A 17872-nucleotide genomic window follows, 5' to 3' on the forward strand; every position below is an offset into this window, starting at 1 on the left:
GATCGCACCACCCAATCAGCTCTTCAAAGGCCCCTTCATCCCCATGTTCGAACACCTCGACCTGCACGCCCTGCTTGTGACCTATGGCTATTGGGTGATTGTCCTCGGCTGCCTGCTGGAAGGCGAAACCGTGCTGATCCTGGGTGGTATGGCGGCGCATCAGCAGGTACTGGACCTGTGGGCGGTGATTGCCGTGGCGACGGTCAGCGGGATGTTCGGCGACCAGTTGCTGTTCTGGAGCGGGCTGCATTTCGGTGGGCGCTTGTTGCCGCGCCTGAAGGGCCAGCAGGCCGCCATCGAGCGGGTGACCGGGTTGATCCGGCGTTATCCCTCGACCTCGGTGCTGGCGGTGCGTTTCATGTATGGCATGCGCTGGGTCGGCCCGGTGGTGATCGGCGCCAGCGGCCTGTCGCCGCTGCGCTTCACCTTGCTGAACATGCTCGGCGCGCTGCTCTGGGCCACGCTGTTCGTCTGCGGCGGCTACTGGGCCGGCGATGCGCTGGAACATCTGTTCGGCGACTTGAAGCCTTATCGCCTGCCGATTGTCCTCGGTGTCGTGGTGCTGGTGGTGGCGGTCGCACTGTTTCGCCAACGCCGGGCCAGAAGCAGAAACGTCGCGCCACTGAACGACTGATCCAGCCTCCACCCCAACATCCAGAATTTTCATACTGACCCCCGCACTTTATTTCGTTTGCGACCCAACCCCGCTCTTGGCTTAGATAGCCGCCATGTTCCAGGTAGCCAGAGCCCTTAGCCCATGAGCAGCGAAAGCATCAGCCAGTCGATTTCCATCGTTCACCCCATCCGCCTGAGCCATGGCAAGAATGCCGAGGTGTGGGACGAGAACGGCAAGCGCTACATCGATTTCGTCGGCGGGATCGGCGTGCTCAACCTGGGGCATTGCCATCCGCGGGTGGTGGCGGCGATTCAGCAGCAGGCCACTCGGCTGACCCACTACGCGTTCAACGCGGCGCCCCACGGCCCCTATGTCGAGTTCATCGAGCGGCTGGCGCGTTTCATGCCCTTGAGTTACCCGGTCAGCGGCATGCTCACCAACAGCGGCGCGGAAGCGGCGGAGAACGCCTTGAAGATCGTCCGTGGCGCCACCGGGCGCACCGCGGTGATCGCCTTCGACGGCGGCTTCCATGGCCGCACCCTGGCCACCCTCAACCTCAATGGCAAGGTCGCGCCCTACAAGCAGAAGATCGGCGTGCTGCCCGGCCCGGTGTATCACCTGCCCTACCCGAGCGCGGACAACGGCGTGACCTGCGAGGAGGCGCTGAAGGCCATGGACCGGCTGTTCAGCGTGGAGATCGACGTTGCCGAAGTGGCCTGTTTCATCGTCGAACCGGTGCAGGGCGAGGCTGGTTTCCTGGCCCTGGACGTCGAGTTCGCCCGCGCCCTGCGGCGCTTCTGCGATGAACGAGGCATCCTGCTGATCGCCGATGAAATCCAGTCCGGCTTCGGTCGCACCGGCCAGCGCTTCGCCTTCACCCGGCTGGGGATCGAGCCGGACCTGGTGCTGCTGGGCAAAAGCATTGGCGGCGGTGTGCCCCTGGGCGCGGTGGTCGGGCGCAAAGCGCTGCTGGACAACCTGCCCAAGGGCGGCCTGGGCGGCACCTATTCCGGCAACCCCATCGCCTGCGCGGCGGCCCTGGCGACCCTGGACGAGATGAGCGATCACAACCTGCAAACCTGGGGCGAGTGCCAGGAGCAAGCCATCGTCAGCCGCTACCAGCGCTGGCAGGCCGAGCACCTGACGCCTTATCTCGGGCGCCTGACCGGGGTCGGCGCCATGCGTGGCATCGAACTGGTCAAGGCCGACGGCTCGCCGGCCCCGGAGCAACTGAGCGCACTGCTCAGCGCCGCGCGGGACGCCGGCCTACTGTTGATGCCCAGCGGCAAATCGCGGCACATCGTCCGCCTGCTGGCGCCGCTGACCATTGAACTCGAGGTGCTGGAAGAAGGGCTGGATATTCTGGAGGACTGCCTGGCGCGGTTGGCATAACACCAGATATTTGCGCAAAAGCCGCTCGCCATGGACACTGGCGCGCCTCATGCCATCGACAAGGAAGCGCGACATGCAGTGTCCCAGCAACAGAAAACGGCTCATGGCCGGCAATACAGTGAGCTACAGCCGCAGCGAGCAAGACTCATGAAGCAGAACCTTCCCTATGTGCTGGTATGCCTGCTGCTGATGCCGCTGTATTACTGGATGAAGCCTTACCCGCTGAGGAAGTGGACAGGCCTGGCCCTGAGCCTGGCCGGGCTGCTATGGATACTGTTCTTGCCGTCGATGCTGGGCGACCTCGATGCCGGGCTGATTGCCGTGGCGCTGGAGGCCATGGGCAGCTCGCTGTTTTTCAGCCGGCGCCGCTACCAGGACCACAGCTGAGGCGCTGCACTACAAGCCGAATACCCGCCGCGCATTGCCATGCAGGAACTTGTCCCGCACCGGCTCCGGCAACTCCAGGGCCTGGACCTGCTGCATGCATTTATCGAACGGCAACTGCGGGAAGTTGCTGCCGAACAGCACTTTGTCCTGCCCGTAGGTGCGCATGAAATGCAGCAACTGCGGCGGGTAATAAGCTGGCAGGTAGGCCGAGGTGTCGATGTAGATATTGTCGTGCTTCCAGGCCAGGCCGATCATCTCGTCGGTCCAGGGGTGGCCGATGTGCCCGGCGACAATTCGCAGTTGCGGGAAGTCCAGCGCCACCTCATCCAGATAAGGCACCGGCCGCCCGGTTTCCGAAGGCATCAGCGGGCCGGTGTGGCCGACCTGGGTGCAGAAGGGAATGCCCAGCTCCACGCACTTGGCGTACAGCGGGTAGTACAGGCGGTGGTTGGGCGGCAGTTTCCACAGCCAGGGCACAATGCGCAGGGCCTTGCAGCCCAGCTCGCCCACCGCCCGCTGCAGCTCGGCCAGCGCCGCCATCGGCCGGCTCAGGTCCACCGTGGCCACGCCGACAAAACGCTCGGGATAAGCCCGGGTGTAGGCGGCGATTTCATCGTTGCTGAACACCCAGCGCTCCGGCCGGCACCAGGCCGCCAGCATCAGTTTCTCCACCCCGGCCTGGTCCATCAGCTCGACGGTCTGCTCGATGCTCAGCGGCTGGTCCAGCAAATGCGCGGAACCTGACTTCTCGAACAGCCGCGCCACCTCCGGCAGCAACTGCCGTGCCCGGCCATTGGCCGGTTGTGCCCATGCGTCGATTGCCCCCTTCATGAGAGCGATCCCCCTCTGCTGACCGTGATTCAGGCGACGAGGGCCCAGGCTACGTCCGCGCCATGACAGCGACAATGTTCGCAGCGCTCGGCGGCGTTGACCGATCCGCCCAGGTTCGGCGCCCGTCCTTCACCTGGTTCTGCCTCCCTCCTTTCCCCCTCCCTGCCCCTCGGACCGACCAACGGTTCCAAGCGCGCATTTTGCTGGCATCGTCGCTGATCAGGCCGAAAAACAAACTTCTGGAAACATAACTAGCTGAAACGTATCAGCTCCAGCAAAAACGGCAATTATGCATAAATGCAAATTTATCCTTGACCCGAAAAATCGCCTCGCTTAAGGTGAAATTACTGTATGCACATACAGTATTTTTGATAAGCGAATCCATTCACGGACGAGGTATTACCTATGAAAAGCAACACTGAAAAATTCGGCAAGGCACCCCATCAACCCAGCCTCTGGACTCGGGCCGATGCGCTGAAAGTCCATGCGGACGATCCCACCACGACCCAACCATTGGTCAGTGCGGATTTCCCGGTATTGAGCAACGAGGTGTTCATCTGGGACACCATGCCGTTGCGCGACCTGGACGGAAACATAACCTCCGTCGATGGCTGGTCGGTGATCTTCACCCTGACTGCGGATCGTCATCCGAACGACCCGGAGTACATCGACGAAAACGGCAACTACGACATCACCCGCGACTGGAACGACCGCCACGGCCGGGCAAAGATGTACTACTGGTTCTCCCGTACCGGCAAGGACTGGAAACTCGGTGGCCGGGTAATGGCCGAAGGGGTTTCGCCGACCGCTCGCGAATGGGCCGGCACGCCGATCCTGTTGAACGAACAGGGTGATGTGGACCTGTATTACACCGCTGTCACTCCGGGCGCGACCATCGTCAAGGTGCGTGGCCGGGTGGTGACGACCGAGCATGGCGTCAGCATGGTCGGCTTCGAGAAGGTCAAGCCGCTGTTCGAGGCCGACGGCAAGATGTACCAGACCGAAGCGCAGAACCCCTTCTGGGGCTTCCGCGATCCATGGCCGTTCCGCGACCCCAACGACGGCAAGCTGTACATGCTGTTCGAAGGCAACGTGGCCGGTGAACGCGGCTCGCACAAGGTCGGGAAAGCGGAAATCGGCGACGTACCGCCAGGTTATGAAGACGTCGGCAACTCGCGCTTCCAGACTGCCTGTGTCGGTATCGCCGTGGCCCGCGACGAAGACGGCGACGACTGGGAAATGCTGCCGCCGCTGCTGACCGCGGTCGGCGTCAACGACCAGACCGAACGCCCGCACTTCGTGTTCCAGGACGGCAAGTACTACCTGTTCACCATCAGCCACACCTTCACCTATGCCGACGGTGTGACCGGGCCAGACGGGGTGTACGGTTTTGTTGCCGATTCGCTGTTCGGCCCCTACGTGCCGTTGAACGGTTCCGGCCTGGTGCTGGGCAACCCGTCTTCCCAGCCGTTCCAGACCTACTCGCACTGTGTGATGCCCAACGGCCTGGTGACCTCCTTCATCGACAGCGTACCGACCGACGAAAGCGGCACGCAGATTCGTATCGGCGGTACCGAAGCGCCGACGGTGGAGATCAAGATCAAAGGGCAGCAGACGTTCGTGGTGGCCGAGTACGACTACGGTTACATCCCGCCGATGCTCGATGTAACGCTCAAGTAATAGCGACACAGGGCGCTCAGGCAGCGGGCTCGAGTTCGATGAAGAACCCGTTGTGGATATGATCGAGATATCCCGCCTGGCTCACTGCGACTTTGCTCAGGAGCTTCATTGAACAATGCGTAGTACCAACCCTTCGCAACTGGCTACACGGATGTAGCCAGTTCTGCTCCTGCTTGCGGAAATCGCAGCAGCCTCCTCCTCTCTCCGGCCAGCAGTGGCCTTCCCGGGGTCAGCTCCCGGTCTTGACCTTGCTCCACACCCGGGTACGCACCCGTTCCATTTTCAGCGGCAGCGGCTCCAGCGGGAACAGCGTGGCCATCACTTCTGCAGACGGATAGACCCCAGGGTTGTCGCGGATCTTCTGGGCCACCAGCGCCGTGGCATCGCGGTTGGCGTTGGGGTAGCCCAGGTAGTCGGAAGACTGGGCAATCACTTGCGGGCGCAGCAGGTAATCGATGAACTTCAGGCCGTCCTGGGGATGCGGCGCATCCTTGAGCAGCACCAGGTTTTCCACCCAGACCGGCCCGCCTTCGCGGGGAATGCTGTAGACCAGACGGCGGCCGTTGTTGGCCTTCTGCGAGGCGACCTGGGCATCGAACACTCCGCCGCTCCAGCCCAGCACCACACAGATGTTGCCGTTGGCCAGGTCAGTGATGAATTTCGACGAATCAAAGTAGCGGATATGCGGCCGGACCTTGAGCAGCAAGGCCTCGGCCTTCTTGTAGTCCTCGGGGTTCTGGCTGTTGTAGGGCAGGCCCAGGTAATGCAGGGCGATGGGGATGATTTCACTCGGAGCATCGAGCATGGCGACACCACACTGGCTGAGCTTGGCCAGGTTCTCTTCCTTGAAGATCAGGTCCAAGGAATCCACCGGTGCCTGGTCGCCGAGCAGCGCCTTGACCTTGTCGGCGTCGTAGCCGATGCCCGTGGTGCCCCACAGGTAGGGCGCGGCGAAGCGGTTGCCGGGGTCGTTGCTCTGCACCTTGGCCAGCATCTCGGGGTCCAGGTGCGACCAGTTGCCAAGCTGGCTGCGGTCCAGTTCCTGGAGCACCCCGGCCTTGATCAGGTTCGGCAGCAGGTCGCTGCTGGCCACCACCACGTCATAGCCGCTGCGCCCGGCCATCAGCTTGCTTTGCATCACGTCGCTGTTGTCGAAAGTGTCCTGCAGCACGCTGATGCCGGTTTCCTTGTGGAACTGCCCGGGCGTGTCCGGGGCGATGTAGTCGTACCAGTTGTAGAAATGCACGCTCGGTTCGGCGGCCTGGGCCGTAGCGAAACCGAACAGTGCGGCCAGGGCCAGGGGCAAACAGCGGATAGCTTTCATCTGAGGACTCCGAGCGTTGGCACCCGTCCAAGGGACGTGCGCCTCGCCTGCTGATTATGGGTTGTTATGGCAGGGCCGAAAGCGGCGGAAAAACAGCGATGAGGTTTAAGGAATCAACAGTTCGCGACGGCCATCGGCGTGCTCGACGTATTCGCCGGACAGTTGCAGGCGCCGGTCATGCAGGTAGTCGTAATCGCGGCGGGCGGCCTTGAGTTGCCCGAGGTCGAGCTCCACCACCTGCCGGCACTCGTCGCGGCCGGCCTCGAACAGCAGCCGGCCGAAGGGATCGACCAGCGCACTACCGCCGGCGAACACCAGGCCGTCGGTGCCGTCGCCGACCCGGTTCACCATCACCGCGAAGGCCTGGTTCTCCTGGGCACGGGCCATGATCGCGGTGCGATGCACCGGGCCGTAGGGGTCCATGTTGCCGTTGCTCACCAGGATCAGTTCGGCGCCCAGTTGGCCGAGGGCGCGGGCGCTTTCCGGCAGTTCGATGTCGTAGCAGATCAGCAGGCCGACCCGCACGCCCCGCCAGAACACGGTGCTGTAGCGGTCGCCGGGCTGGAACAGGCCGCGCTCGTCGGGCCACAGATGGGTCTTGCGGTAACTCGTCGCCACCCCTTCGGGGGTCACCAGCAGCGAGGTGTTGTAGTAGTGGCCGGCGGCTTTTTCGGCAATGCCGACCACCACCGCGACCCCCTTGGCGCGCACCGCCCGCAACACGGCCTGGATACTCGGCCCGTCCAATGGCTCGGCGACATCGGCCAGTTGCTGCGGGTTGGCGAAACCGCTGATCTGGGTTTCCGGGAACACCAGCAGGTCGATGTCGTCGTCACAGTCGGCAATGCCCCGCAGGACCCGCTCGAGGTTGTAGGCCGTGTCGCCGTCACGGCCGGCCAGTTGCATCAGTTCAATCTTCATCGCGGATCCTTTGAAGTGTCGGCAGGTCTCCGAACGCCGCATGAGCGGCACCCGCCAGGGCTGGTGGCGAGTATGGAGGGCGCGCAGCCGTGTGGTAATCACTTCAATGGAGTACCCCGCCAGGGTTAGTTGGCGGGTCGAGTCAGCGCCAGACTGAAGGGCTCAGGCATGACCCGGTGGCTGGCGTGAAGCCGTCGGGGCTTTCAGCGCGCACCAGGTCCACAGCGCGCTGCACAGGTCCGGCAAGGCCAGCAGCAACAGCACCGGCGATATCAGCCCGGCGGCGACGAAGGCGGCAAAAAACACCGGCACCGACAGGCGGATCGCCACGGTCAGGGCCATGAATTCGCGCCGCTCGGTGTAGCCGGCCCAGACGTAATAGACCCCCAGGTACAGCGCCAGCTGGCCCATCACCCGGATCCACACCTCGTCGGTCAGGGCAAAACCGAACAACGGCAGCAGCAGGTTAGGCGCCAGCACCAGCGCGGCGCCCAGCAACAACATGTACAGGCCGAACAGAAACACGCTCTTGCCCGGATGGCTCATGGTTTTACTCCTTGGGGATGCGACGTCAGCCGATAGGCCTCGGCATCGAAATAACGGGTCTGCTGGCGGAACTGCCAGCTGAACCCCGGCCACAGGGCGACGTTGCGCCCGCTGTGAGGGTCGACGTACCAGCTCTGGCAACTGCCGACGCTCCACACCGCGCCGCGCAGCCTGCGGCGCAGGCCCTGGTTGAAGCGCGCCTGGGCCTGCGGATCGACATCGACACTGGTCACACCCAGGCGTTGCAGGGTGTCCAGGGCGCCGAGGATGTAGGCGATCTGCGACTCGATCATGTAGACGATGGAGTTGTGCCCCAGGCCGGTGTTGGGCCCCATCAGCAGAAACAGATTGGGAAAGCCGCTGACCGTGGTGCCCTTGTAGGCTTCGCTGCCCTGCCGCCAGGTATCGACGATGTCCACCCCGCCGCGCCCGAGGATCATCCCCGCCGGAAATGGCGTGCGCGCCTTGAAGCCGGTGCCGAAGATCAGCGCATCCAGGGCATGGCGCTGGCCGTCGACGGTGATCAGCGCGTCCTCGGTGACTTCACGGATACCGCTGGTGACCAACCGGGTGTTGGCCTGGGCCAGGGCCGGGAAGTAGTCGTTGGACAGCAGGATGCGCTTGCAGCCGATGGCGTAGTCCGGGGTCAGGCGCCGGCGCAGTTCCGGGTCCTTGACCTGGCGCCGCAGCAGGTTGAGCGCCAGCCATTGGTGCAAGGCCATCAGCCGCGGGTTGAACACGAAACCGAACACCCGGGTTTCATGGGCGGTGTAGATCAGCCCGCGCAACAGCCGCTGCATAGCGGGAAAACGCCGCAGCAGGCGCTGGCCGCTAGTGGAAAAGGCCCGGTCCGGCTTGGGGATGATCCACGGCGGCGTGCGCTGGAACACCGCCAGGCTGGCCACTTGCGGCTGGATCAGCGGCACGAACTGGATCGCCGACGCGCCGGTGCCGATCACCCCGACCCGCTTGCCGGCCAGGACGTACTCATGGTCCCACTGCTGGGAATGAAAGACCCGGCCCTTGAAGCGCTCCAGCCCCGGCAGCTGGGGATAATCCGGGGTCGACAAGGCCCCGGTGCCAGCCACCACCACCTGGGCAAAACGCACGCCGCCACGGGCATCGGTCACCTGCCACAGCGCGCGCTCTTCCAGCCAGCGCAGGCCGCTGACCGCGGTGTTGAAGCAGCAGTGTTGCAGCACCTGATACTTGTCGGCGCAGTGCCTGAGGTAATCGCGGATCTCCGGCTGCGGCGAAAAGCGCCGCGACCAGTCGGGGTTGGGCTCGAAGGAAAACGAATAGAGATGGGAAGGAATGTCGCAGGCACAGCCGGGGTACTGGTTGACCCACCAGGTGCCGCCGACGCCGGCTTCCTGTTCAAGGATCAGGAAGTCCTGCTCGCCGCGCTGGCGCAGGTTGATCGCCATGCCGATGCCGGAGAAGCCGGCGCCGATGATCAACACCCGATAGACCCGCGCCGGATCGGCCTGCTCCTGAAGTAGCGCACTCATGTTCCTGACTCCTGGCGGCACAAACGCCGGGCGTGACCGTCCGCAGCGCATGCACTGTTTATTTTAAACCTCTGTGGATCGAGGGCCGCCCGCCGGCCCGGGCGGCTAAATCGACTCGGCGTGCAGCCGGCTGGTCCGGTGCGCCAGGTTCTCCAGCGCCTGCGGGTCGAGCTCGGCGGCGATCACCAGGGCCTGGCGGCGCAGGGTTTGCAGCGGCGTGCGGCGGCCGAACACACCGGTGAAGTGCATGAACATGCGCATCCCGAAACCCAGCCCATCGCCCCTTTGCCGCGGCACCAGATGCAGGTGGGCATGGGGGATGTGCTGGTTGGTGGCCTTGCCGTCGTTGACGATCAGGTGCGTGCCTTCCACCCCGAAGCCGGCGCGACGCTGGGCGGCCAGCAAGGTATCGAACACCTGGTACAGGTGCTGGCGGATGACCGTGGGCAGTTGCTCGAGTTTTTCCACATGGGCCAGCGGGATCAGCAGCACGTGGCCCTGCCCCAGCGGGTGTACGTCCATGAAGGCCATGCAGTGGGTGTCGCGATAGACCAGGGCGCTGGGCAATTCGCCGGCTGCGATCTGGCAGAAAATACAGGTCATCCGTGAATCCTCGGTGGGTGGCGCTCCTTCGGGCGCTGTAAATGTAGCTCACGCCGCTCGCCGAGGTTCGGCGGAAGTTGTTACCGGACGTCGCGCGAACATCCGCGCCAGCAGCCAGCGGTCGCGCAGGTAGGGCTTGTTGTCCAGCAGCGCCGCCAGCCGTGGCAGGTTGACGAAGGGCACACCGGGGTAGATGTGATGCTCGACGTGGTAGTTGATGTTGGCCCACAGCAGGCCGATCAGCCGGTCGCTGACGGTCACGGTGTTCTTCGCCAGGTCCAGGCGCTGCGGGTCGCCGACCTCCAGGGTGGCCATGGGGAAGTGCTCGTAGCCCCGGGAAATCGGGTTGATCACCAGCGCCAGCAATAGCAGCGGCACGATGAAGATCAGCACGAACTGCAGCATCAGCCCCTGGCTGTAGCACCAGGCGCCGATCGCCGCCATCGACAGCAGATTGAACGCCAGCTCGCGCAGCACCCGGTTGCGCACTGCCTTGCCGTAGCGCACCAGGGAAAAGTAGATGAAGCGCGGCACGAACACGGCGATGCGCAGGAACATCCACTTCACCCCGCCGGTGTAGTTCCAGTCGTCGGGGTCCTTGTGCGGATCGCCCAGATAGCGGTGATGGTACTTGTGGCATTCGGTGAAGGAGGAAAACGGGAACACGATGAACCAGGCCATGAAGCGCCCGACCCACAGGTTCAGCGCCGCCGACCGAAAGCCGCTGGCATGCCCGCAATCGTGTTGCAGCACGGTGAAGGCATGCAGCTGATTGCCCAGCACCAGCACCGCCAGTGCCAGGCCCCAGGGGTTGTCGCCGAGCAGGATGTACAGCGCCGCCGCGCACCAGACCAGCAGGTGCAACAACGACCAGAGCGTGAACTTCAGCGGTTGCGGCTGCATCAGTGCCTGCAACTGGGCCTGGCGCTCGCGGTCGACCCGCAGTTCGGCGCGCTTGGCCAACCGCAACTGGTCTTCGGCGGCATGGTGGGTTGAATGACTCATGAATTGACCTTCCTCTGTCTGTATCGCTAATCGACTTGCAGGCGCACGTCGTCCGTCAATGGATAGCCCACGCACAACAGTGCCTGGCCTCGGTTCAGTTCGTCCGCCGACAGCCCGTGGTCTTCGCGCATGCGCACTTGCCCCGTCAGCCGGGTGCAGACGCAGGCGGTGCAGAAACCGCTGCGGCAGGAAAACGGTGGCTGCACGCCGCTGGCCAGGGCCGCGTCGAGCAGGGTCTGGCCTGGGGCAACGGTGAAGTTGAACGTCTGGCCCTGCATCAGCAGCTCCACGCGTTTTTCCGTGTCGCCGCTGGCCACTGGCGCCTTGGCCGGGGTGAAACGCTCCTGGTGCACACGTTCCGGGGCAATGCCCAGGGCCTCCAGGGCGGCGGTCACCTCATCCATCATGCCGCTGGGGCCACAGCTGTAGTATTCGCGGGCCTGCGGGCCGGGCAGCGCGCCGAGAATGTCCATCACCCGCTCGCGGGTCAGGCGCCCTTCGTGAGCCCCCGGGGTGTCTGGCCGCGACAGCACATGCACCAGCTGCAAACGCTCGCCGAAGGTCTGCCGCAACTGGTCGAGCTTGTCGCGGAAGATCACCGACTCCCGATTGCGGTTGCCGTAGATCAGCGACACCTGCGAGTCCGGCTCGAAGTGCAGCGCCGACTTGAGGATCGAGAAGATCGGCGTGATCCCGCTGCCCGCCGCCAGCAGCACCAAGTGCCGCCCCCTACCCGGCTGCGGAGCGAAGGTGAAGCGGCCGTGGGTGCCGAGGGTCTGCACCGCGTCGCCGGCGCTCAGCTCCTGCACCAGGCGATTGGAGACCTTGCCGCCGGCCACCCGCTTGACGGTGATCGACAGGGTCTTGTCCAGCCCCGGCGTGCTGCTGATGGAATAGGCACGGCAGCCCTTGGTCCCGTCGACGTCGACCTCCAGGGTCAGGTATTGCCCGGCGCTGTAGCGGACTTTGCGCAGCAGCGGCTGCTTGAGGTGAATGGTCACCGCGTCGTCGGTTTCCCGTTCGATGGCGGCGACTTTCAAGGTCAGGGGACGGTTCATGGCTGGCCCAGGGCGCTGTGCGCAGGTGTGGATTCGTGGGCGTCGTGCGCTGTGCCGAGGCGCCGTTGATGGGCGTGCTCATGGGCCGAGATGGGCGCCGGCAGCACCCGGTATTGCAGCAGGCGGACTTTCTCTGCGTGGTCCAGCGGCTGCCACCAGTCCAGCTTGTCCGCCAGCGCATCGAAGCGGCGCAGCATCAGCAGCACGAACAGGCCGAACACGCTGAGGTCGCGAAACACCATGGAGCCGGCGGCCGCCAGTTCCGGCTTGAGCCGCTCGAACAGCGCCGGGCTCTCCGACCAGTGGCCGACGGCCCAGTGATGGTGGCAGGCGTGGTAACCCTCGTTGAGGATATTCACCGGCGTTTCCAGCAGGGTCACGGTGTTGTACATCCAGTCCCTGGGGTCTTCCTGGCCGCCGTAGAAGGCGTGCTGGCTCCAGTGGATGACGCCCATCAGGAAGTTGCTCGCGCACCAGGGCACCAGCATGTAGAACACGGCGATCGGCAGGCTGTAGAACGCCAGCGCGACGAACAGCCCGCCATGCACCAGGTTGCCCATGACCATGGCCCGGGCCTGGCTGCGCTTGCGCTTGCTCTTGAAGTACAGCCAGGGCGAAACCATGAACTGCTGGTACATCACCTCGCGCACCATGTAGACGGCGAAATCCCAGGCGCTGGCATGGTCGTAGCGTGCGGTGGCGTAGACATCCAGCGGCCCGGCGTTCTCCCGGTGATGCTGTTGCAAATGCGCCGCCGCGTGGGGGATCAGGCCCATGGGAATGGCGAAGAACATGTACAGGAAGGAGTTGCCGACCCAGCGATCCAGCAGGCTCGAACGCTTGAAGATACCGCCTGGCACGTGGCCTTCCTGATGCATGGCGCTGAAGGAGCGGACGAAGCCGCGGATGTTCGGGCCGTAGACGAAGGCGTAGAACAGCAGCACCAGCAGCCAGGAGATTTCCTTGAGCCACAATTGGGCGATGAACACCGGCCCGGCGGTCAGGCCCAGGCTGATGGCGGCGGCGAGGATCGGCTCGTCCCGCGGGTCCTTGAGCAAGCGCTCGGCCAGTGGCTGCAACAAGCGGTGATAGCTCGTCACCAGCCAGCCGCCCAGGGCCTTCATTCCCGGCAACCACGACAACACCCGGCGCCCGGCCTGCAAGGTGCACGACAGGGCCAGAATCACGACGATGGCCGCGGTGTTGAACACCAGCAGCAGACTGAACAGCGGAACAGCCAGGCAGTGAAACCCGCGACCGACATTGGCCGGGCGCGGCGGATAGAGAAAATCGCTACTCATGCTTCTACTCCATTAGGCATGTTGCCGAGGCCGGAGCGACGCCAGGGGCGCCACAGCTCCGGCTGCGGTAGCAGGCGAATCAGGCGCTGTAGGACTCGCGCAGGAACTGCGCCAGCAACGGCGTGGCGGCGCCGCGGGAGATCGGGTGGAAGCAGATCGCCCGGGAGGCCGCCAGCAGATAGGCCACTTCGTCGGAGGCGATGAAAGCCATGCCGCCCAACAGCTCGACGCTGAGGTTGGTCGCACGCTCGATCGCTGCCTGTACCAGGAAGCGCGTGCACAGCGCCTTGTGGTAGGTGTTCATCGGCGCATCCTGTTGCGCCTGCAATTCGCCGGCGGTGCCGAGCAGCGCCTGATGGGCACCCTCCAGTTCGATGCACAGCAGCGCCAGTTGCGCGGGGTCGGCGAAGGCTTTTCGCAGCAGCCGGTCGACCAGGGCCGAAGCCACGCCCAGGTAGCTGCCGCCGACCATCAGCTGGAACCAGCTCAGGCCGTTGAGCGAGGTTTCCATAGCGGTCGCGGCCACCTCTTCGCTGTCGGCGCCGTCGGCCAGCAGCATGCGCTCGCTGGGCACGAACACGCCGTTGAACACCAGTTCGTTGCTGTCGGTGGCGCGCAGCACCGTGGCGTTCCAGAAGGGTTCGCGGGTGACCGTGCTGCCATCGGCAAAGACCACGGCAAAACCCTGGCTGACGCTGCCGTCGTCCTGCTCACAGGCGACACCGACTACGATCACGTCCATGTGGTGGCTCATGGTGCAGGGCTTCTTGCTGCCGTCGAGGACGAAACCGCCCTCCACCGGCCGCGCCTTGACGCTGCGGTTGAAGATCTCCGAGCCCGGCTTGCCCTCGGCGAAGGCCGAGGCGATCAGCAACTGGTTCTGGGTGATGCCCCACAGCAGTTCTTCCGCCGCCGGGATCAACCCACCCAATTGCACGATGGTGGCGATGGTGTGGTGGTGCATGGTCATCATCACCGCCAGGGACGGGCACAGCGAACCGATGGCCCGCAGGATTTCCACGGTTTCCTCCGGCGAGGCGCCGAGGCCGCCGTAGGTCTCGGGGATGATCAGGCCGGCGGCGCGGTAGTCGCGAAACAGCCCGCAGAGCACGGCCGGGTCGGCCTGCTCCAGGGCCATCAGGCCACGCTCCTGGAGGGCGGCGAGCAGGCCCGGCAGGTACTTCTCGGTGGCGTTGCGGGCGTTGTGCATCGACATGGTGTGGACTCCTTTCTCGTTGTCAGGGTTAACCGGCTTTTTCGATCAACTGCTCCACCGCGGGGGCGAAACCGAAGGCTCGGGCCAGGTCGAAGATCGCTTCGGCGTCCTCCAGCGGAGGACGCTTGCCGATGCTGTAGTCGCGCTGCAGGCCGGCCATGGTCAGGACCATGGTTTCGGCCAGGCAACTGAAGGTCACGCCCGTGGGCAGACCGGTGAGGTTCTGCTGGCCGAAACGCTGGCTGCGGTCGGGCAAATGGATCAGGCCGCCTTCGATCACCGTGACGTCCGGGCGCAGCGCCAGGGTGACGTGACCGATGTCCGGCGGCTGCGCGCAGTCGCAGATGATCGCGTTCTGGTGCAGGACCAGCGGGTCGATAAAGGCCGAGCCGTTGGAGGTGGCCGAGAGCACGGTTTCCAGGCGTGGCAGCCAGCTCCCCAGGTCCGCGGTGATCACCAGCGGCGGCTGCACCTGCGGCTTGCCCTGGGCCAGGGCATCGATGCGGTCGAACAGTTCGCGCAATTGCTCCTCGTCGCCAAGGTCGCGATCCAGCAGTTGCTCGACGCTGGCCAGGCTCGGCAGGAGCAGCACCAGGGTCTTGGCGATGCCGCTGCTGTGGCCGCCCTGGATCTGCAGCAAGGCGTCGCGATACAGCTCGCCGGCCACCAGCCGCAGCTCGTCCATGGCGCCCCGATTGGCCCCATTGCCGAGCAATACCAGGTGCTCGCAGAAGCGCCCCAGGCGCAGGCTGGCCAGGCGGCCCACCGAACCGTAGGCACCGATCACCCCGGTCAGGCGCTTGGCCAGCGGCGCGCCCCGATTGGCGCAGGTGCTCAGCAGCGCATCGACACCGACCATGGCCGTCAGGCTGTTGCCGGTGGTGGTGTGGAACCGCTCGTTGATGACATCGACACCAGCACTGGAAATCACCGAGGTGTAGGCCCCCAGGCCGACGAAATCCACCTCCAGCTCGGCGACGCTGTCCAGGTAGTTGGCCAGCAGCTTGCGCCGCTTGCCCAGGCTCAGGCGCATCAGGTCGCGTGGTTGCAGCAGGCTGCCGACCAGCCAGCCTTCGACATAGTCGCCGGCATCGTTGTAGACCCGCCGGGCGTGATAGGACACACCGGCATCGAGGTCCGGCTTGGCCCATTCGGAGAAGTCGTCGAGCCAGCCCTGCATAAAGGTTTTTTCCGCCGCCGACAGCCCCAGGCCGTCCACCACGCTGTCGCCGTTGACGCTCTCGGCGGTGGTCGGGTGCAGCAGGAAGGCGAAGCGACCCAGGCAGCGCCCGCTGCTGCGCGGTTTGCCGGGCACCACCCAGGGGCTCGGTACACCCCGTGGCCCGGCATAGCCGTGGGCTTCGAGGATCAAGCGATGCTGCTGGTTGTGCACCACCAGTTCCGCCACCGCCTTGAGGCCTTCGAGCAGCAGGTCGATGTCGGCGCGTTCGATGCACAGCGGTGGCTGGATGCGCAGCACGTTGCCTTCGGTGAGGGTCGGCAGGCAGTACACGCCATGCCGGCTTTTCAGGTAGCCGCAAACGATCGGTACCAGGGCGCCGAAGGCGCTGGCCAGGGACAGGGTATACAGGCGCTCGCCGCTCCAGCGGCGAAATTTCAGGCCAAGCATCAGGCCGCGGCCGTCGAGGCTGTGGAACACCTCGGGATAGTCGCGTACCAGACGCGACAGCCCGGCATGCAGATAGGCGCCCTGCTGCGCCGCGTGCTTGAGCTGGGCGCCGTCGTTGGCCGTGAGCTGGTCGAGCACGGCCAGGCCGATGGCGGCACTGAAGCCATTCACGGCGAAAGTGGAACTGTGGTGCCGGTCGAAATCGCGGCTCCAGCACTGCTCGCCGTAGATGCACGCGCCAATGGCCGCGACACCGCCGCCCAGGGCCTTGGCCAGCAGCACCACGTCCGGCTCCAGGCCGTGGGCGGTGGCGGCGAACAGCTCGCCGGTGCGGCCCAGGCCGGTCTGGATTTCATCGAGGACAAACAGGGTGCCGTATTGCCGGCAGAGGTTCTGCGCCGCCAGCAGGTAGCCTGGGGGCGGGGTGATCATGCCCGCCTCGCCCTGCACCGCCTCGACAAAAAAGGCTGCGGCGCGCCGGGTCTTCAGTTGTTCCTCGAGGGCCTCCAGGTCGCCATAGGGCACATGGCTGAAACCCTCGGCGCGGATCTGGAACGGTTCGCGGTAAATGGCCTTGCCGGTGACCGCCACCGCGCCCTGGGTCTTGCCGTGAAAACCAGTCAGGGTGCCGATCACCAGCTCGCGCTGGGTCGCGGCGCGGCACAGCTTGATCGCCGCCTCGACCGTCTCCGCGCCGCTGGTGGTGAAGGTCACTTTCGAGTGGCTGCCCGGCGCCAGCTCGATCAGACGCCGCGCCAGTTCTTCGGCGCCGGGGTTGATCAGTGGCTGGACCAGCGAGGCCTGGCCGCTGGCGAGGAATGTGTGGATCGCCTCGGTAATTGGCGCCGCGCCATACCCGAAGGGCACCGCGCCGAACTGGCCGACGAAATCGATCAGGGTCTGGCCGCTGGCGGTTTCGATCCGGGTGCCCTGGGCGCGAACCACGGTCTCGTTGAGGCCGACGAATTCCAGCAGTTCCTGGCGGGTGATATTGAGCAAAGAGTCAGCCATGGCTTACCTCCCCACCGCGCCGAGCGCGCCCTGGTTGATGACGCCATACAGATGCTGACTGACCTTGCTCACGGTGTCGTGCAGGTAGGCCAGTTCCGGGTCCAGGGAGATGCCGAAACGGTCTTCGAACTCGGCGGACAGACCGACGATCAGCACCGAGTCGACGCCCATCTCGTGGAACGAACGCTCGACGTCCAGCGACCCGGAATCGACCTCCAGCAGGCTGGCCAGGGTTTCGGTCACGGCAAAGGTTATTTCGTCTATATGCACAGTCGCCTCCCAGCGTATTTCGCTTCCTTTGCATGGCCGTTGGCCCGCGCCACCCCGTGGTGAAACCACGGGATCGACGCTTGGGCAGGCGTCATGATGCAAACGCGTTTTGAGTGTGGATGACCCGCTGCGGCAGGCCATTTGCTACACCCCGATGCTCGGCGTCATGCCGGCTCAGCTCAATACTCCGTAAGGAGTAGCGCCTGGTTTGTAGGCGCTGCCGCGGGCTGCGACAGGACCGAAGGTCCTCCAGCGATCTCAAGCCCCCTGCGCCCGCTTCGCGGTCGATCGCAGCCTCGCGGGCTCGGCAGCGGCTACAAACGCGCCGACCGGCAGGTCGCGCCTGGCTTTTGCTTTTGATCTACCCGCCCCATCGGGAGGCCGATTGGAGGTGTTCATCAGGGGGATGGCGCGCAGCGCCCCTCGACGCAGTCGAGGACATCGTATGGAGGTCGAAGCGAAGCCGACCGGAGTCGATGCCCCCTGATGGACGCCGGAGCGAGGGAACCTGAGCGCAGCGAAGGCCGTACGCAGGGGCAAGCGTTTTTGGTTCCTTTTTAGGCGTTTGTA

At 64.8% G+C, this 17872-nt stretch carries 16 protein-coding genes; 4 read left to right on the plus strand and 12 right to left on the minus strand.

The genetic code is table 11. The features are described from left to right. Positions 1 to 43 precede the first annotated feature (43 nt). The 3 genes from DK261_RS18520 (at position 44) to DK261_RS18530 (ending at position 2395) form a co-directional block, all read left to right on the plus strand. Positions 44 to 634: a DedA family protein gene (locus tag DK261_RS18520; RefSeq protein ID WP_110176117.1), complete on the plus strand. Its 591-nt coding sequence runs from the start codon at positions 44 to 46 to the stop codon at positions 632 to 634. A gap of 123 nt (positions 635 to 757) precedes the next feature. Next, the gene (locus tag DK261_RS18525; RefSeq protein WP_110176118.1) at positions 758 to 2008 is read left to right on the plus strand and encodes an aspartate aminotransferase family protein; all 1251 of its coding nucleotides are present in this window, start codon (positions 758 to 760) and stop codon (positions 2006 to 2008) included. Positions 2009 to 2155: 147 nt separating this feature from the next. Next, on the plus strand, positions 2156 to 2395 hold the full coding sequence (locus tag DK261_RS18530; protein ID WP_110176119.1) for a hypothetical protein: 240 nt from the start codon (positions 2156 to 2158) through the stop codon (positions 2393 to 2395). 9 nt (positions 2396 to 2404) lie between these two features. On the opposite strand, the gene DK261_RS18535 is transcribed toward DK261_RS18530, so the two are convergent. After that, positions 2405 to 3226, minus strand: a complete 822-nt coding sequence (locus DK261_RS18535) for an amidohydrolase family protein (protein WP_103331698.1) — start codon at positions 3224 to 3226, stop codon at positions 2405 to 2407. A 405-nt stretch (positions 3227 to 3631) separates the two neighbouring features. On the opposite strand from DK261_RS18535, the gene DK261_RS18540 reads away from it, so the two are divergent. Continuing rightward, positions 3632 to 4906: a glycoside hydrolase family 68 protein gene (locus DK261_RS18540; RefSeq protein WP_016703507.1), complete on the plus strand. Its 1275-nt coding sequence runs from the start codon at positions 3632 to 3634 to the stop codon at positions 4904 to 4906. Positions 4907 to 5135: 229 nt separating this feature from the next. On the opposite strand, the gene DK261_RS18545 is transcribed toward DK261_RS18540, so the two are convergent. From DK261_RS18545 to DK261_RS18595, 11 genes are all read right to left on the minus strand, one after another. Next, the gene (locus DK261_RS18545) at positions 5136 to 6230 is read right to left on the minus strand and encodes a polyamine ABC transporter substrate-binding protein (protein ID WP_110176120.1); all 1095 of its coding nucleotides are present in this window, start codon (positions 6228 to 6230) and stop codon (positions 5136 to 5138) included. A gap of 105 nt (positions 6231 to 6335) precedes the next feature. Next, positions 6336 to 7151 carry a carbon-nitrogen hydrolase family protein gene (locus DK261_RS18550; RefSeq protein WP_110176121.1) on the minus strand — a complete coding sequence of 272 codons (816 nt, stop codon included), beginning with the start codon at positions 7149 to 7151 and terminating at the stop codon, positions 6336 to 6338. A gap of 162 nt (positions 7152 to 7313) precedes the next feature. Continuing rightward, the gene (locus tag DK261_RS18555; RefSeq protein WP_009050682.1) at positions 7314 to 7697 is read right to left on the minus strand and encodes a hypothetical protein; all 384 of its coding nucleotides are present in this window, start codon (positions 7695 to 7697) and stop codon (positions 7314 to 7316) included. Beyond that, positions 7694 to 9208 carry an NAD(P)/FAD-dependent oxidoreductase gene (locus DK261_RS18560; RefSeq protein WP_110176122.1) on the minus strand — a complete coding sequence of 505 codons (1515 nt, stop codon included), beginning with the start codon at positions 9206 to 9208 and terminating at the stop codon, positions 7694 to 7696. The genes DK261_RS18555 and DK261_RS18560 overlap by 4 nt, the downstream gene beginning before the upstream one ends. 105 nt (positions 9209 to 9313) lie before the next feature. Beyond that, the gene (locus tag DK261_RS18565) at positions 9314 to 9811 is read right to left on the minus strand and encodes an HIT family protein (protein ID WP_009050684.1); all 498 of its coding nucleotides are present in this window, start codon (positions 9809 to 9811) and stop codon (positions 9314 to 9316) included. A 48-nt stretch (positions 9812 to 9859) separates the two neighbouring features. Beyond that, positions 9860 to 10816 carry a fatty acid desaturase gene (locus tag DK261_RS18570; protein WP_009050685.1) on the minus strand — a complete coding sequence of 319 codons (957 nt, stop codon included), beginning with the start codon at positions 10814 to 10816 and terminating at the stop codon, positions 9860 to 9862. Between the two features lie 26 nt (positions 10817 to 10842). Continuing rightward, positions 10843 to 11874, minus strand: coding sequence for a ferredoxin--NADP reductase (locus DK261_RS18575; RefSeq protein WP_041984282.1), 1032 nt, complete (start codon positions 11872 to 11874; stop codon positions 10843 to 10845). Further along, a complete protein-coding gene (locus DK261_RS18580; RefSeq protein WP_028683343.1) occupies positions 11871 to 13175 on the minus strand; it encodes a fatty acid desaturase in 1305 nt (434 codons plus the stop codon). The genes DK261_RS18575 and DK261_RS18580 overlap by 4 nt, the downstream gene beginning before the upstream one ends. A gap of 79 nt (positions 13176 to 13254) precedes the next feature. Then, positions 13255 to 14391, minus strand: a complete 1137-nt coding sequence (locus DK261_RS18585) for an acyl-CoA dehydrogenase family protein (protein ID WP_016703514.1) — start codon at positions 14389 to 14391, stop codon at positions 13255 to 13257. 28 nt (positions 14392 to 14419) lie between these two features. Continuing rightward, complete coding sequence (locus tag DK261_RS18590) at positions 14420 to 17032, minus strand: aminotransferase class III-fold pyridoxal phosphate-dependent enzyme (RefSeq protein ID WP_110176123.1); 2613 nt, start codon at positions 17030 to 17032, stop codon at positions 14420 to 14422. Positions 17033 to 17035: 3 nt separating this feature from the next. Beyond that, a complete protein-coding gene (locus DK261_RS18595; protein ID WP_016703515.1) occupies positions 17036 to 17302 on the minus strand; it encodes an acyl carrier protein in 267 nt (88 codons plus the stop codon). Between the last annotated feature and the right edge of the window lie 570 nt (positions 17303 to 17872).

This window comes from Pseudomonas sp. RW409 (assembly GCF_003184125.1).
Classification (GTDB): domain Bacteria; phylum Pseudomonadota; class Gammaproteobacteria; order Pseudomonadales; family Pseudomonadaceae; genus Aquipseudomonas; species Aquipseudomonas chlororaphis_I.

What these genes read in the sequence shown, in the direction of transcription:
- DK261_RS18520 (WP_110176117.1), top strand. Translation starts at nt 44, where the DNA reads ATGTTCGAACACCTCGACCTGCACGCCCTGCTTGTGACCTATGGCTAT.
- DK261_RS18525 (WP_110176118.1), top strand. Translation starts at nt 758, where the DNA reads ATGAGCAGCGAAAGCATCAGCCAGTCGATTTCCATCGTTCACCCCATC.
- DK261_RS18530 (WP_110176119.1), top strand. Translation starts at nt 2,156, where the DNA reads ATGAAGCAGAACCTTCCCTATGTGCTGGTATGCCTGCTGCTGATGCCG.
- DK261_RS18535 (WP_103331698.1), bottom strand. Translation starts at nt 3,226, where the DNA reads ATGAAGGGGGCAATCGACGCATGGGCACAACCGGCCAATGGCCGGGCA.
- DK261_RS18540 (WP_016703507.1), top strand. Translation starts at nt 3,632, where the DNA reads ATGAAAAGCAACACTGAAAAATTCGGCAAGGCACCCCATCAACCCAGC.
- DK261_RS18545 (WP_110176120.1), bottom strand. Translation starts at nt 6,230, where the DNA reads ATGAAAGCTATCCGCTGTTTGCCCCTGGCCCTGGCCGCACTGTTCGGT.
- DK261_RS18550 (WP_110176121.1), bottom strand. Translation starts at nt 7,151, where the DNA reads ATGAAGATTGAACTGATGCAACTGGCCGGCCGTGACGGCGACACGGCC.
- DK261_RS18555 (WP_009050682.1), bottom strand. Translation starts at nt 7,697, where the DNA reads ATGAGCCATCCGGGCAAGAGCGTGTTTCTGTTCGGCCTGTACATGTTG.
- DK261_RS18560 (WP_110176122.1), bottom strand. Translation starts at nt 9,208, where the DNA reads ATGAGTGCGCTACTTCAGGAGCAGGCCGATCCGGCGCGGGTCTATCGG.
- DK261_RS18565 (WP_009050684.1), bottom strand. Translation starts at nt 9,811, where the DNA reads ATGACCTGTATTTTCTGCCAGATCGCAGCCGGCGAATTGCCCAGCGCC.
- DK261_RS18570 (WP_009050685.1), bottom strand. Translation starts at nt 10,816, where the DNA reads ATGAGTCATTCAACCCACCATGCCGCCGAAGACCAGTTGCGGTTGGCC.
- DK261_RS18575 (WP_041984282.1), bottom strand. Translation starts at nt 11,874, where the DNA reads ATGAACCGTCCCCTGACCTTGAAAGTCGCCGCCATCGAACGGGAAACC.
- DK261_RS18580 (WP_028683343.1), bottom strand. Translation starts at nt 13,175, where the DNA reads ATGAGTAGCGATTTTCTCTATCCGCCGCGCCCGGCCAATGTCGGTCGC.
- DK261_RS18585 (WP_016703514.1), bottom strand. Translation starts at nt 14,391, where the DNA reads ATGTCGATGCACAACGCCCGCAACGCCACCGAGAAGTACCTGCCGGGC.
- DK261_RS18590 (WP_110176123.1), bottom strand. Translation starts at nt 17,032, where the DNA reads ATGGCTGACTCTTTGCTCAATATCACCCGCCAGGAACTGCTGGAATTC.